This is a genomic window from Methylobacterium sp. J-043, assembly GCF_022829505.1.
GTDB classification, from domain to species: domain Bacteria; phylum Pseudomonadota; class Alphaproteobacteria; order Rhizobiales; family Beijerinckiaceae; genus Methylobacterium; species Methylobacterium extorquens_A.
The window spans coordinates 211,967-225,849 of sequence record NZ_JAKSYB010000032.1; the positions used below are offsets into that span (position 1 = coordinate 211,967).

General features: G+C 68.4%; 10 protein-coding genes, 2 tRNA genes and 1 pseudogene. 6 read left to right on the forward strand and 7 right to left on the reverse strand.

Going from position 1 to position 13,883, the window contains the following annotated elements; all coding sequences use genetic code 11:
- Positions 1–196: 196 nt before the first annotated feature.
- Positions 197–754 (reverse strand): molybdenum cofactor biosynthesis protein B, encoded by a 558-nt coding sequence (gene moaB / locus MKK50_RS06595; RefSeq protein WP_499021230.1) that lies wholly within the window; start codon positions 752–754, stop codon positions 197–199.
- A 162-nt stretch (positions 755–916) separates the two neighbouring features.
- Between moaB and purB the strand changes: the two genes are divergently transcribed.
- The 5 genes from purB to MKK50_RS06620 all read left to right on the forward strand — a co-directional run bounded on the left by purB (position 917) and on the right by MKK50_RS06620 (position 6,523).
- Positions 917–2,224, forward strand: coding sequence for an adenylosuccinate lyase (gene purB / locus MKK50_RS06600; RefSeq protein WP_499021231.1), 1,308 nt, complete (start codon positions 917–919; stop codon positions 2,222–2,224).
- Between the two features lie 57 nt (positions 2,225–2,281).
- Complete coding sequence (locus MKK50_RS06605; RefSeq protein WP_499021232.1) at positions 2,282–3,139, forward strand: D-amino-acid transaminase; 858 nt, start codon at positions 2,282–2,284, stop codon at positions 3,137–3,139.
- 71 nt (positions 3,140–3,210) lie between these two features.
- Positions 3,211–3,528: a hypothetical protein gene (locus MKK50_RS06610; RefSeq protein ID WP_499021247.1), complete on the forward strand. Its 318-nt coding sequence runs from the start codon at positions 3,211–3,213 to the stop codon at positions 3,526–3,528.
- Positions 3,529–3,713: 185 nt separating this feature from the next.
- A complete protein-coding gene (locus MKK50_RS06615; RefSeq protein WP_499021250.1) occupies positions 3,714–5,006 on the forward strand; it encodes an adenylosuccinate synthase in 1,293 nt (430 codons plus the stop codon).
- A gap of 41 nt (positions 5,007–5,047) precedes the next feature.
- Positions 5,048–6,523: a histidine kinase gene (locus tag MKK50_RS06620; RefSeq protein WP_499021234.1), complete on the forward strand. Its 1,476-nt coding sequence runs from the start codon at positions 5,048–5,050 to the stop codon at positions 6,521–6,523.
- A 163-nt stretch (positions 6,524–6,686) separates the two neighbouring features.
- Here MKK50_RS06620 and rpoH read toward each other — a convergent pair whose 3' ends face one another.
- The 4 genes from rpoH to MKK50_RS06640 form a co-directional block, all read right to left on the reverse strand.
- The gene (gene rpoH / locus MKK50_RS06625; RefSeq protein WP_253366986.1) at positions 6,687–7,580 is read right to left on the reverse strand and encodes an RNA polymerase sigma factor RpoH; all 894 of its coding nucleotides are present in this window, start codon (positions 7,578–7,580) and stop codon (positions 6,687–6,689) included.
- 276 nt (positions 7,581–7,856) lie between these two features.
- Positions 7,857–9,866, reverse strand: coding sequence for a putative bifunctional diguanylate cyclase/phosphodiesterase (locus MKK50_RS06630; protein ID WP_499021236.1), 2,010 nt, complete (start codon positions 9,864–9,866; stop codon positions 7,857–7,859).
- 737 nt (positions 9,867–10,603) lie between these two features.
- Positions 10,604–11,053: a GNAT family N-acetyltransferase gene (locus MKK50_RS06635; protein ID WP_499021238.1), complete on the reverse strand. Its 450-nt coding sequence runs from the start codon at positions 11,051–11,053 to the stop codon at positions 10,604–10,606.
- Positions 11,054–11,256: 203 nt separating this feature from the next.
- On the reverse strand, positions 11,257–12,288 hold the full coding sequence (locus MKK50_RS06640; RefSeq protein ID WP_499021239.1) for an RluA family pseudouridine synthase: 1,032 nt from the start codon (positions 12,286–12,288) through the stop codon (positions 11,257–11,259).
- A gap of 65 nt (positions 12,289–12,353) precedes the next feature.
- Between MKK50_RS06640 and MKK50_RS06645 the strand changes: the two genes are divergently transcribed.
- A tRNA-Glu gene (locus MKK50_RS06645) sits at positions 12,354–12,429 on the forward strand.
- A gap of 111 nt (positions 12,430–12,540) precedes the next feature.
- On the opposite strand, the pseudogene MKK50_RS06650 reads toward MKK50_RS06645, so the two are convergent.
- A pseudogene (locus MKK50_RS06650) lies at positions 12,541–13,325 on the reverse strand (IS3 family transposase); the annotation flags it as partial.
- 374 nt (positions 13,326–13,699) lie between these two features.
- Positions 13,700–13,776: transfer RNA gene (locus MKK50_RS06655), tRNA-Met, on the reverse strand.
- Between the last annotated feature and the right edge of the window lie 107 nt (positions 13,777–13,883).

The window sequence follows — 13,883 nt, forward strand, 5'->3', positions numbered from 1 at the left end:
GATCCAGGGGCTCGAAGTCCGGCCGTCCCGGATCGTAACGCCACCCGTGACGCGAAGTGCCGCCAAATCACGGTGCCGCCGCGTCTTTTTGGATCACGCGGGCGTGGGGCCGTGCAGCCGATCTGGCTGACGCGCAGCACCTGCGCGGCGAGCCATGCGTGCCCGCGTCACGTCGCGGAGGGCGGCACCGGGCGGCTTAGATCGTCGCCGCCGCGCCCCGGCGCAGGTGCTCGTCGAGGCGCGGCATGATCTCGACGAAGTTGCAGGGGCGGTGGCGGTAATCGAGCTGGCTGGCGAGGATGCCGTCCCAGGCGTCCTTGCAGGCGCCGGGCGAGCCCGGCAGCACGAAGATGTAGGTCGCCCCCGCGACGCCGGCGGTCGCCCGCGACTGCAGGGTCGAGGTACCGATCTTGTCGTAGGAGATGCGGTGGAACACCGCAGAGAAGCCGTCCATCCGCTTCTCGAACAGCGGCTCGATGGCCTCCGGCGTCACGTCGCGCCCTGTAAAGCCGGTGCCGCCGGTGGTCAGGATGACGTCGATGCGGGGATCGTGGATCCAGCCCTCGACCTTCTCGCGAATCGACACGGCCTCGTCCGGAACGATGTCTCGGGCGGCAAGGCGATGCCCGGCCCCCGTGATCCGGGCGACCAGGGTGTCGCCGGACCGGTCGTCGGCGAGCACACGGGTGTCGGACACCGTCAGCACGGCAATGGCAAGGGGGATGAAGGCGCGGGGCGTCGGCTCGCTGGTCATGCTGCCGATGTTGTCCCACGGCTGGCACGGGTCAACCGTTGCCTGACGTCGCGGGGGAGCCATGCACATCCCGGTCGGGCGATGCGTTGAGGCGCCGGGCCGCGCCGTGCTACGCGCGGAGCGATTTCGCGGAATCGCGACACGTCCGAGGCGCTGACAACGATGATCCCCCGCTACTCCCGTCCCGAGATGACCGCGATCTGGTCGCCGGAGAGCCGGTTCCGGATCTGGTTCGAGATCGAGGCCCACGCCACCACGGCCCTGGCCAATATCGGCGTCGTGCCGAAGGAGGCCGCCGAAAAGGTGTGGGAGAAGGGCCGCGACGCGGTCTTCGACGTCGCCCGCATCGACGCGATCGAGGCGGTGACGAAGCACGACGTCATCGCCTTCCTCACGCATCTGGCCGAGATCGTCGGGCCGGAGGCGCGCTTCGTCCACCAGGGCATGACCTCTTCGGACGTGCTCGACACCTGCCTCAACGTGCAGCTCACCAAGGCTGCCGACATCCTCATCAAGGATCTCGATGCGCTGCTCGCTGCGCTGAAGCGGCGTGCCTTCGAGCACAAGCTGACGCCGACCATCGGCCGCTCGCACGGCATCCACGCCGAGCCCGTCACCTTCGGCCTCAAGCTCGCCCAGGCCTATGCCGAGTTCGCCAGAGCCAAGGACCGGCTCATCGCCGCGCGCAAAGAAGTCGCGACCTGCGCGATCTCGGGCGCGGTCGGCACCTTCGCCAACATCGACCCGCGGGTGGAGGAATACGTCGCCGAACAGATGGGCCTCGCACCGGAGCCGGTCTCGACCCAGGTGATCCCGCGCGACCGCCACGCGATGTTCTTCGCCGTGCTCGGCGTGATCGCCAGCTCGATGGAGCGTCTGGCGACGGAAGTGCGCCACCTGCAGCGCACGGAAGTGCTGGAGGCGGAGGAGTTCTTCTCCGAGGGGCAGAAGGGTTCGTCGGCCATGCCGCACAAGCGCAACCCGGTGCTCACCGAGAACATCACCGGGCTCGCGCGCATGGTGCGCGGCTACGTCACCCCGGCGCTGGAGAACGTCGCGCTCTGGCACGAGCGGGACATCTCGCATTCCTCGGTCGAGCGGATGATCGGCCCGGATGCCACCGTCACCCTCGACTTCGCGCTCGCCCGGCTCACCGGCGTGATCGACAAGCTGCTGATCTACCCCGAGCAGATGCAGAAGAACCTCGACCGGCTCGGTGGCCTCGTCCACTCGCAGCGGGTGCTGCTGGCGCTGACGCAGGGCGGCCTCTCGCGCGAGGATTCGTATCGGCTGGTCCAGCGCAACGCGATGCCGGTCTGGCGCGGAGAGGGCGATTTCCTCACCCTGCTCAAGGCCGACGCGGAGGTGACCGCCGTGCTCAAGCCGGAACAGATCGAAGAGTGCTTCGACCTCGGCTACCACCTCAAGCACGTCGATACGATTTTTTCGCGCGTGTTCGGGGAAGCCTGATCGGTCCTGCACGGAACCTGCTTCGCGCTCGCCGACGTCGAACGATCGAGGACTGCCATGAGCCGCACCGCCTATCTCAACGGCCAGTTCCTGCCCCTGGACGAAGCCCGCGTGCCGGTGATGGACCGCGGCTTCCTGTTCGCCGACGGGATCTACGAGGTCGCCGCCGTGCTGCACGGCCGCCTCGTGGACAATGCCGGGCATCTCGCCCGGCTCGACCGCTCGCTCGCCGAGATCGGCATCCGCAATCCTCATACGGCCGAGGAATGGGAGCGGCTGGAGACGGACCTCGTCGCCAAGAACGGGGTGCGCGAGGGTCTCGTCTATATCCAGGTGACGCGGGGTGTGGCCGAGCGCGACTTCTCGTACCCCAAGGGGGACGTGGCCCCGACCGTGGTGATGTTCACGCAGGAGAAATCCATCGTGAACAACCCGATGGCCGAGACCGGGGCAAAGGCGATCACCGTGCCGGACCTGCGCTGGAAGCGGCGGGACATCAAGTCGGTGGCGCTTCTGGCCCAGGTTCTCGCCAAGCAGCAGGCCTCGGAGGCGGGTGTCGCCGAAGCCTTCATGGTCGAGGACGGCGTCGTGACAGAGGGCTCGTCATCCACCGTCTTCATCGTCACCAAGGGCGGCGCCCTGGTGACGCGCCCGCTCTCCCATGCGGTGCTGCCCGGCATCACCCGCAAGGCGGTGCTGGCGCTGGCGGAGGAGACCGGCCTCAGCTTCGAGGAGCGGCTTATCAAGGTCGGCGAGTTGTCCGAGGCGGCGGAAGCCTTCTACACCTCGGCCTCGGCCTTCGTGATGCCGGTGGTGGAGATCGACGGCACGCCGCTCGGCGACGGGCGGCCCGGCCCGGTGGCGCGGCGCCTGCGCGAGTTGTACTTCGCCTTCGCCGAACGGTCCGAGTCTTAAGTCTGGCTTGGCCTGACAGGAACGCGAAGGTGCGCGCACCCGTTGGTTCTCGAAGGACCACCGAGGACGCAATGACACTATCCAAGAATGCGGTACGCGCTGCCGCCCTGCTCGCCGGCCTGATGAGCAACGCAGCCTTCGCCCAGGATCCGTCGGTACCGCAGCGCGGGCAGGACAGCGACCCGAAGCTGCCCGCCCCGCAGGAGCAGGTGCCGGAAAAGGTCAGACCCGAAAGCGGCAATTCCGGCGCCACGCTGAGCGAGAAGCTCGAGAAATCCGACGGCGTGATCAAGCCGCCCGCCGGTGTCGATCCCGAGATCAAGACGATCGCACCCGAGCCGACACCGAACTCGACTCCCGTGATCAAGCCGCCGGGCAACGCCAGATAACGCCCGACCACACATCAGCCATGCGGAGCGGTCCCCAGAGGTCGGGCCCGCTTCGCTTGACCTGCCTGCTCAGATCGCCGAAGACGCGCCCGTATGCCCGATCCCCGACCTGATGGCCGGGGTTTTCGCGCGTGGCGCAACCGCTTGGCGCCCGCGCCCGCGAGTTCGAGACAGGTCAGACGCGCATGGCGAACGTCGTCGTCGTAGGCGCCCAGTGGGGCGACGAGGGCAAGGGCAAGATCGTCGATTGGCTCTCGGAGCAGGCCGACGTCGTCGTCCGCTTCCAGGGCGGTCACAATGCCGGCCACACGCTCGTGGTCGGCGAGGCTGTCTACAAGCTCTCCCTGCTGCCCTCCGGCGTGGTCCGCCCGAATACGCTCGGCGTGATCGGCAACGGCGTGGTGCTCGACCCCTACGCGCTCGCCTCCGAGATCGACCGACTCGCCGGCCAGGGCGTCACCGTCACCCGCGAAAACCTTCGCGTGGCCGACAACGCCACCCTGATCCTCTCGCTCCACCGCGAACTCGACGCCTTGCGCGAGGACGGGGCGCCGGGCACCAAGATCGGCACGACCAAGCGCGGCATCGGCCCGGCCTACGAGGACAAGGTCGGCCGCCGGGCGATCCGCCTGATGGATCTGGCCGAGCCCGAGACCCTGCCGCCGAAGATCGAGCGGCTGCTCGCCCATCACAACGCTCTGCGCCGCGGCTTCGCGCTCGAGGAAATTTCCGAGCAGGCGATCCTCGATGAGCTGACGGGGATCGCCGCGCGGGTGCTGCCCTATCAGGACACGGTCTGGCGCTTGCTCGACGAGGCGCGCCGGGGCGGCAAGCGGATCCTGTTCGAGGGCGCACAGGGCGCGCTGCTCGACGTCGATCACGGCACCTACCCGTTCGTCACCTCCTCCAACACGGTGGCGGGACAGGCGGCGACCGGTTCGGGCCTCGGCCCGCGCGCCATCGGCTACGTGCTCGGCATCGCCAAGGCTTACACCACCCGCGTCGGCGAGGGCCCGTTCCCGACCGAGCTGCACGATGAAATCGGCCAGCGCATCGGCGAGCGCGGCCATGAATTCGGCACCGTCACCGGCCGCAAGCGCCGTTGCGGCTGGTTCGACGCCTGCCTCGTGCGCCAGACCGTGAAGACCTCAGGCATCGACGGCATCGCGCTGACCAAGCTCGACGTGCTCGACGGCTTCGACGAGATCCGGGTCTGCACCGCCTACGACATCGACGGGCAGCGCTTCGATCATCTTCCCGCGAGCCAGGCGGCACAGCAGCGCGCCGTTCCGGTCTACGAGACGATCCCCGGCTGGAGCGGCACCACCGCGGGCGCCCGCTCCTGGGCCGACCTTCCGGCGCAGGCGATCAAGTATGTGCGCCGGATCGAGGAGCTGATCGGCGCGCCGGTGGCGCTGCTCTCCACCTCGCCGGAGCGCGACGACACCATCCTCATGCACAACCCCTTCGAGGATTGAAGTCCCGGAACGACGGGGAGAGACAGGCAGATCCGGGCACGATGGCCGACTATTATCCGTTGCTGGCACGCGCGCTCGACGCCCTGCCCGACCGTTCCCCGGCCCTGCGCCGGGCGGTCTACGACCGTGCACGCAGTGCGCTGATCGCGCAGCTCCGCTCGCTCGATCCGCCGGTGCCGGAAGCCGACATCGACCTCGAACGCAAAGCGCTCGATACGGCAATCGGCCGCCTGGAGGCGGAGTACGAGACGCCGCCCGCCGCGGCGCCGATACCGGCCGAGGCGCCTGCAGCGGCCGCACCGGAGGCCCCCCCTCCCCCGCCGGCCGAGCCGACCCGGCCCGAGCCGCTCTCGCCCGGCCCCCTTCCGCCGACGCTGCCGGAACCGGAGCCGCCGCAGCATTCCGACGAGCCGCTGGTTCTGCCCCCGGCCTCGGTGCCGGCCGGGATCGGATCGGACATTGGACCTGCCGAACCGAAGCCGCCGGCGGAGACGGTGCCTTTCATGCCGCCGCCCCGCCGGGCGAGGACCGACGAGGCCGCCAAGCCTGCGCCGGAGACAGCGGACGGCTTTGTCCCGCCGGTTGCCGAGCCTGAACTGGCCTCCGTCGCGCCAGAGGCCGATGCGAGTGCCGATCCGTCGCCCGAGACCAACGGTGCCAACGAGGCGGGCAACGGCCGCCAGCGCCCGCGCATCGACGTGGTGACGCCGCCCACAGGCCGCTCACGCCTGCTGCGTAACCTGTTCGTGGGCAGCGTGCTCGCGGCGGTGATCGCGCTGATCGCGGTGGCGGCCTTCTTCCTGCGCGACCAACCCTCCGATCTCCAACAGAGCGCGGCCGAGCGGGAGACGCCGGCCGAGCAGCCGGATGCGAAGTTCTCGGATCGGGTCGGAGCCGAGCGCAGCGAGGCCGAAGCCCGGCCGAAGCCCGCCGCTCCCGGTACCACCCCGGCCCAGCCGGAGGTGACCGTCTCACAGCGGGCGATTCTCTACGAAGAGAACCAGAGCGACACGCGCGCCCAGCCGATCGCGACCAACGGCCATACGGTCTGGCGGCTGGAAGCGGTGAACGGCGAACAGGGCGAGCCCCTGCAGACGGTGCTTCGCGTCAACGTAGAGTTCCCGGAGGCGGGGCTGACGCTGGCGATGACCATGCGCAAGAATTCGGATGCGACGCTGCCCGCGTCTCACACCGTCGAACTCGCCTTCACCAACAACGCGGAGGCCGGCGCCAAGCGCGCGGTGCAGAATATTGGCTTGCTCCAGCTCAAGGACGAGGAAGCCTCCCGCGGCTCACCGGTCTCGGGCCTGCCGGTGCGGGTGCGCGAGAACCTGTTCCTGATCGGCCTATCGTCGCTGAAGAGCGATGTGGACCGCAACACTGAGCTGTTGCTGCACAAGAACTGGTTCGATCTGGCCCTGACCTATGCGAACGGCCAGCGGGCGGTCATCAGCTTCGAAAAGGGCGCGGCCGGCACCCAGGCGCTGCAGAGCGCCTTCGCGCAGTGGCGCGACTGAAGCTCGATGTTCTGACCTTGCAGGATCCCGAGAGGCTGCACCCGCCTCTCGGGTTGATGCGTTGGAGCGCCGACGGTCGCTCACATGGAAAAACCCGGCCCCCAGAGGGGCCGGGTTTCTCATTCTCGGATAGGAGCAGGAGTGTGGACGCTGCCGCGCCGCCTTACGAGATCCGCGCCTCGGTCCGGGGCAGCTCGCGGGTTGCGAGGTTGCGCTTGACCGCCTCCTGCACCTTCTCGAAAGCCCGCACCTCGATCTGACGGACACGCTCGCGCGAGACGCCGAACTCGCCGGATAGATCCTCCAGGGTGATCGGATCGTCGGCCAGCCGCCGCGCCTCGAAGATGCGGCGCTCGCGCGGATTCAGCACGCCGAGCGCGTCGCGCAGGGCCGAGAGGCGGTTGCGCCCCTCCTCCTCGCGGGCGAGTACGGTCTCCTGGCTCGGACTGTTGTCCACCAGCCAATCCTGCCACTCGCCCTCGCCCTCCTCGCGCAGGGGCGCGTTGAGCGAGGTGTCGCCGGACAGGCGGCGGTTCATGTCGATCACGTCCTGCGTCGGCACGCCGAGCGAGGTCGCGATCTGCTGGACCTGATCGGGGCGCAGGTCGCCCTCGTCGAGCGCCGAGATGCGGCCCTTGGCCTTGCGCAGGTTGAAGAACAGCTTCTTCTGGTTGGCGGTGGTGCCCATCTTCACGAGCGACCATGAGCGCAGGATGTATTCCTGGATCGCCGCCTTGATCCACCACATCGCGTAGGTGGCCAGCCGAAAGCCCTTGTCCGGATCGAAGCGCTTGACGGCCTGCATCAGGCCGACATTGCCCTCGGACACCACTTCGCTGATCGGCAGGCCGTAGCCGCGATAGCCCATGGCGATCTTGGCCACGAGACGCAGGTGCGAGGTCACGAGGCGGTGGGCGGCTTCGCGATCGCCGCCGTCACGCCAACTCTTGGCCAGGGTAAACTCTTCCGCCGGCTCCAGCATCGGGAACTTGCGGATCTCATCGAGGTAGCGCGAAAGGCCTCCCTCATTGGCGAGCACGGGCAAAGCGCCGGCCATGTGCACCTCCTTCAACAGCCCCCCTGTCGGGCGGGCTCCAAGCGTATGGCCGCTCCCTTGAGCCGACCACGCCGCTCCCCATCTTAATGGAAATCCGTCATGCCCGGTAGCGACCAACGCTGTTCACGCAGGGTCCAACGCGCGAACCGGAGTCCGGGTTTAACGTGTCACGGGCGCACAGGGGTCGCAGTGCCGAAACGCACCTTTCTCAGCCCCTCTCGATGCTCCACCGCACCCCGCGCGTACCGCCTCGATAGGGCGTCTCGATAGGGGGTCTCATGCCCCACGGAGGCGGACCGGCTCCTGAGCGGTCGCGCGCAGGCGCTCATCGAGGAGGCGCAGGATGTCGTCTCGCGGCTGCGGACGGCCGAGATGGTAGCCCTGCATGAAGGGGCAGCCCATGGCCTGGAGCGTGGCGAGGTCGTCGGCGGTCTCGATCCCCTCGGCCACGACTTCGAGACCGAGCGCCCGACCGAGACCAAGCACCGCCTGGACGAGGCCGCGCTTGTCCTCAGCCTCGGTCAGACCGGTCACGAGGCTGCGGTCGATCTTGACCCGGTCGGCCCGCAACTGGCGCACCGAGGCTAGCGACGAATAACCGGTCCCGAAATCATCGAGCGCCATCCGGATGCCGGCCCGCGACAGCGCCAGCAGCTTGCCCTGCACCGCCTCGATATCGAGCGCCGTCTCCTCGGTGATCTCGATCTCCAGGGCTGTTGCCGGCAGGCCCAGCAGCCGGAGGCGCTCAAGCACGATCTCATCGACCGCGATCTGCGCCATCTCCCGCGGCGAGACGTTCATCGCCACCGAGAGGTCGTGAAGTCCCCGAGCCCGCAGCGTGCACAGCATCGTGCAGGCCTGCTCCAGGATGAAGCGCAGCAGCGATTCCGTCAGGCCCGCCATGGCGGCGGCGGAGATCAGGTCGGCGGGCGGCACCCAGCCATGCACCGGGTGGTGCCAGCGCACCAGCGCTTCCAGGTTGGTTACGCTGCGACCGTCCCCGCCGAAGATCGGCTGGAACCACACGTCCAGCTCGCCCTCGGCCAGGGCCTGCGAGAGATCCCGCTCGCAATCGCGTCGCATCTCCAGGCGCGTGCTGAGCCCGTCGTCGAACAGGCGGACGTGATTGCGGCCGGAATGCTTGGCGGCATAGAGCGCCTCGTCGGCGCAACTCAGCAGATGCGTCAGGCTGTCCGCCGGACGGTGGCAGATGCCGACGCTCACGCCCAGCCGGCCGGTGTCGAAGCTCTCGAACGGTTCCGACACGGTCCGGATGAGGCGCTCCGCGAGGGCGGCCGGGCTCTCGATCACCCGGCCCGTGTCGTAGACGAGGGCGAACTCGTCGCCCCCGAGGCGGGCGGCGTCGCACTCCGCCGGCAGGGCGGCCCGGATCCGGCGGGCGACCTCGGCGAGAACGCGGTCCCCGGTGGAGTGGCCGTAGACGTCGTTGACCGACTTGAAGCCGTCGAGGTCGAGCAGCATCAGGCAGACCGATGCCCCCGCCGCCAGCCGCTCCTCCGCCCGCTGGACGAAGCCGGCGCGGTTTAGGAGGCCGGTCAGGCCGTCATGCGTCGCGCGCGCGCGCATCTCCTCCGCCAGGGCGCTCGCGCTGGCATGGGCGGCCTTGCGCGCCTCGGCGAGCGCGGTCGCCTCGTTCTTCAGGCGGCTGGTCTCCCGGAATCCCCGCTCGGTCGCGATCGCGCTGCGGATCAGGGCGGCCAGGTACAGCAGCACGGTGGCCGCGAGGCAGGTCCGGTCGAAACCGCCGACGGCGAGCAGACACCCCGCGACCGACAGGAGCGGCGGCGTGATGAAGCAGATCGGGATGCGCGCGTAGGCGATGCCGTGGGTCACCGCGCCGGCGGTGATTCCGCAGGTGACGGTGAGATAGAAGAGCGTCTGTGCCGAGGTGTAGCCGTCGCACAGGATCGGCAGGAAGGCCCACACGGAGCCGGAGAGGAGCGCGGCGAGGCAGGCCAGCCACAGGTGCCGGTCGATCGCCCGGGAGGCGGCCTCTTCGGAGATCGGGGCCCGGCCGGGAGACATCGCCAGCCCCGCACAGGGCGCGCGGCACAGCCCGAAGCGCAACCCGTTGACGGCGGCGGAGGTGGAGAACCAGAGGCCGCCGACGGCACCGTGCCCGGAATGCAGGGCCACCAGGAATCCCGCCAGACCGAGAAGCACGTTGACGGGCAGCGCCTGCTGCACGCTGGCGCGCACCGCCTCGAGCTGATCGCGGCGGATCAGCCTATCGAGATGCGGCTCGGTGCTCGGACGTGAGCGCATGAGGACGAGTCCGGGTCGGACGCTTCGGAGATGAAGCACACTGCCTTTACGCGCAAAGACGTAACAGATGGTTGAGAAGAGCTTCGCCGCCCGACCGCACAACGCGATGACGAGCCCGTGACGTCACGACAGACCTTACCTTACGTTCCTCTGGAATGATCTTTCGGCAAGAAGCGCAGAGAGATCGAGATGATCGAGGCCGCTTCGTTCTAATGCCTGCCGTCCCCGCCGCGCCGGAAGCTGCGGTGATCGATCGGCATTCCGGCCGAACCGGCTACGATGAAGTGTCTCTCGCAAAAGACCCGCTGCGCCGCCGTGCTCGGAGGCAAGACGATCGGTGATCAGGGTTTCGGCAGGCACCTCAAACCCTCGGAAGTTCCGGTTCCGCGATGCCGCCTTCGGTCGCGTCCCAACGGCAGGCTGGAGTTCTACTTATCCGGGCATGCGGCGCCCCGGGCGCCGCACCGATCCCCCCTTCACAAAGGTCGTCATGCGCATTCTTCACTCGATCGGTCGGGCCTGTGGCAAAGGCCTTCGCTCCGGCGTCGAAGGACTGATCGCCGGGCTCGACAGCCTGACACGAGTCGTCGGGTATGCCTCGGACCGCTTCGACACACACTGGGCGCAGCGGACGGCAAGGCTCCGGTCGCGCCGCCGCCCCGCCGGTCCGCGGCCGCTCGATCTGCCCTTCCTCCACTTGTAGGCCGCGTCCCGGCGCGCTTCCCCTGAGCTGCCCGTCACCCCTTCTTGCGCAAGGGACGCACGAAACAGCCCGCGCTCGGCACGAAGCCGGTGGCGCCGCAGAACTCCGGCAAACCGGTCTCCTCCGCGGCGGCAAGAAGCTGGATCGTGCTGCATCCCGCCATCCGCGCGGCTTGCGAGGCGGCCTTCAACAACTGGCGGCCGACGCCGCGGCGGCGCCCGTCCGGAGCGACCAGCAGCATCGTGATCTGCGCTATCGGCGAAGCGTGCTTGAGCACCGGATACCAGTGAAGCACCACGATCCCGCTTGGCGGCCCCCATTCGAGGGCGAGCAGCGCCGTGCCGTGGCCGTACCGAAGCACCTCGAGCTGTTCGGCCAGGACGTGCGAGGGCACGGGATGGCCCGAGGCACTCAACAGCTCCGCAAGCCCCGCCGCATCGGCCGGCAGTGCCGAGCGGATCTCCAACCCGTATCGGCTTCCCAACAGCACCTCCGCCCGATGTCGCTCTCAACCCGCGCACGGCGCCCGAGCGCGATCTGCGCTCCTCCACGGGCCCGACGGCGCGGGTGTTTCACGGCGGCGAACCCGGACGCAAGGCGACGCGATTTCCGGGTCCGCGCCGTTGCCGCGGCGTGGTTCGTGGCGCCGTCACCCGGCCGGGCCCCGGCGCCGCGCAGCGGATCGTCTCAGCCGAGGGCGGCCAGCAGCCGCGAAAAATCCTCCGGCAGCGGGCTCTTGAAACGCAGGCGCTCGCCGGAGCGCGGGTGAAGAAATCCGAGTTCGACCGCGTGCAGAGCCTGCCGCCCGAGGGCATCCAGGGCGGCGCGAGCGGGCTCGCCGAGCCGGGCCGCCTTGGTCTTGAAGGCGCCGCCATAGACCGCGTCTCCCAGCAGCGGATGGCCGCGATGACTGAGATGCACCCGGATCTGATGGGTGCGCCCGGTTTCCAAGTGGCAGCGCAGCAGGGCGGTGACGCCGCTGTCGCCGTGCACTTTTTCGATTCGGTAGTGCGTGATCGCCTCCCGCCCCTCGCCCTCGCGGACCACGGCGATCTTTTCGCGATTATGGCGCGAGCGCGCGAGGTTCGCGCGGATCGTGCCGGCCCGCGGCTCCGGCACGTTCCAGACCAGCGCCAGATAGGCCCGCTCCAGGGCGCCGCTGCGGCCATGGTCGGCGAATTGGGCCGAGAGGCCTTGATGGGCAAGATCGTTCTTGGCAACGACGAGCAGGCCGCTCGTATCCTTGTCGAGACGGTGGACGATACCGGGCCGACGCACGCCGCCGATGCCGGACAGGCTCGCCCCGCAATGCGCGATCAGCCGATTGACGAGGGTGCCGTCCTCGTGCCCCGCCGCCGGGTGCACGACGAGCCCCGCCGGCTTGTCGATGACGATGAGATCCTCGTCCTCATGGACGACGGCGAGCGGCAAAGCCTCGCCGAGGGGCTCGGCGGGACGGGGCACCGGAACGCTGAGATCGATCCGGCTGCCGGCCCCGACCTTGCGCGCGGGATCGCGCACCACGACCCCGTCGCAGCGCACGAGCCCCTCGCGCACCAAGCCCTGGAGCCGGGCACGGGAGAGATCGTCGAAGACGCGGGCAAGGACGCGGTCGAGCCGCTCGGGGACGGTTCCCTCGTCGAGAACGAGGCTGCGCGCCTCATCCGCGTCGGGGATCATGGAAAGCACCGTGGAGGACACCGTGAGGATTCTCGTCATTTCGCCCCGGAAAGCGCTTGCGGGGTCCGGGATGCCTCGCTATACGAACCCCCGTCGGCCAGGAAGCTCCCATCGTCTAGCGGTCTAGGACGTCGCCCTCTCACGGCGAAAACAGGGGTTCGATTCCCCTTGGGAGCGCCAGCCGGCTCAATGACTTAGGTCTCTTGCTGATAGCTGGCCAAGCATCTTTTCCCGACTTCTGTCGTTTTGCCTATATCCGGTGGCATAGGAACAAAATTAGTGCGTCGTTGGTCACCTGACGATGGCAGGGCGGGCGGACGGTGCTGATCCGCTTGGCTCTGCGGACCATATAAGAACCTCTGGCGCAGGCGGCTGGCAGCTCAACGACGAGTGTGGCCGGATGCTGTTGTAATGCGTCCGCCACCGCTCGATCACGACGCTGGCCTCCTGGGGATGTAGAACACCTCGCCGTTCAGAAGTGCATCCCGCAGCCTCGCGTTGACGCTCTCGCAGTAGCCGTTCTCCCAGGGACTGCCCGGCCCGATGTAAGCGGTCTTCGAGCCAACCGCTGTGATCCAGTCGCAGACGGCTTTGGCGATGAACTCAGGACCATTGTCGGAGCGGATATGGCCGGGCACTCCGCGTAGGCTGAACAAATCCGAGAGTACGTCGATCACGTCGCGGGCCTTCAGCTTGCGGGATACGCGGACGGCCACGCACTCGCGGGTGAACTCATCGATCACGTTCAGCATCAGGTACTTGCGGCCCTCTTGCGTGCGATGCTCGACGAAGTCGTACGACCAGACGCGGTCGAGACGTTCCGGCCGCAGGCGTACACACGAGCCGTCGTTGAGCCAGAGACCCGACCGCTTCGGCTGACGAGCGAGAACCTTGAGCCCTTCACGTCGCCAGATGCGCTCGACGCGCTTCACATTCACCGTCCAGCCGTCGCGCCGGAGCAAAGCCGTGATCCGACGGTAGCCGTAGCGCTCGTACTGGAGAGCCAGGGCGATGATAGCGATCGTCAGAGTGGCCTCGTCCTCGACCACGACGGCGGATTTGCGCTGCGTTGGCTTCAGGCACCTTCCGTCCTTACGAGACCAAGACATCAACCTGACGCAGCTTGGGGACGATCTCTTCTGCCGTATGCTTCTCCCGTCCCATGATGGCATCCTCCACATGGCTCAAAGCCAGACTTCAGGGAGGGCCACTTTCGACGGGGCGGGCCAAAGGGGGCTCGGACCGAGGCCCCCTCCCCTGCCGGAGGGGACACGGCGCAGGGTGATTCATCGGCGTTCGGCGATCGGGCGCCCCTCGCGTTTGTCTCTGGGCACGGCCTGCCCTGTCGGTTGGCCTGAACGCAACGAAGCCCGCGACCGGCTGGGGTCTGCGGGCTTGGTATTGTGTGCGGGAATGTCGGTGTGTTCGTCTGTTGTGTGCGTGTATGTATTGGTTGCGGGGGCTGGATTTGAACCAGCGACCTTCAGGTTATGAGCCTGACGAGCTACCGGGCTGCTCCACCCCGCGCCAAGGTGTTTCGTGGGCCCGTTTTGCGGCTCGGGGTGCCGAGCGGCGGGATCGGGTCACGACCGGGATCGTGTGTGAGGGAATGTGGGGGGTTTGGCTTGTGCTGG

What these genes read in the sequence shown, in the direction of transcription:
- moaB (WP_499021230.1), bottom strand. Translation starts at nt 754, where the DNA reads ATGACCAGCGAGCCGACGCCCCGCGCCTTCATCCCCCTTGCCATTGCC.
- purB (WP_499021231.1), top strand. Translation starts at nt 917, where the DNA reads ATGATCCCCCGCTACTCCCGTCCCGAGATGACCGCGATCTGGTCGCCG.
- MKK50_RS06605 (WP_499021232.1), top strand. Translation starts at nt 2,282, where the DNA reads ATGAGCCGCACCGCCTATCTCAACGGCCAGTTCCTGCCCCTGGACGAA.
- MKK50_RS06610 (WP_499021247.1), top strand. Translation starts at nt 3,211, where the DNA reads ATGACACTATCCAAGAATGCGGTACGCGCTGCCGCCCTGCTCGCCGGC.
- MKK50_RS06615 (WP_499021250.1), top strand. Translation starts at nt 3,714, where the DNA reads ATGGCGAACGTCGTCGTCGTAGGCGCCCAGTGGGGCGACGAGGGCAAG.
- MKK50_RS06620 (WP_499021234.1), top strand. Translation starts at nt 5,048, where the DNA reads ATGGCCGACTATTATCCGTTGCTGGCACGCGCGCTCGACGCCCTGCCC.
- rpoH (WP_253366986.1), bottom strand. Translation starts at nt 7,580, where the DNA reads ATGGCCGGCGCTTTGCCCGTGCTCGCCAATGAGGGAGGCCTTTCGCGC.
- MKK50_RS06630 (WP_499021236.1), bottom strand. Translation starts at nt 9,866, where the DNA reads ATGCGCTCACGTCCGAGCACCGAGCCGCATCTCGATAGGCTGATCCGC.
- MKK50_RS06640 (WP_499021239.1), bottom strand. Translation starts at nt 12,288, where the DNA reads ATGACGAGAATCCTCACGGTGTCCTCCACGGTGCTTTCCATGATCCCC.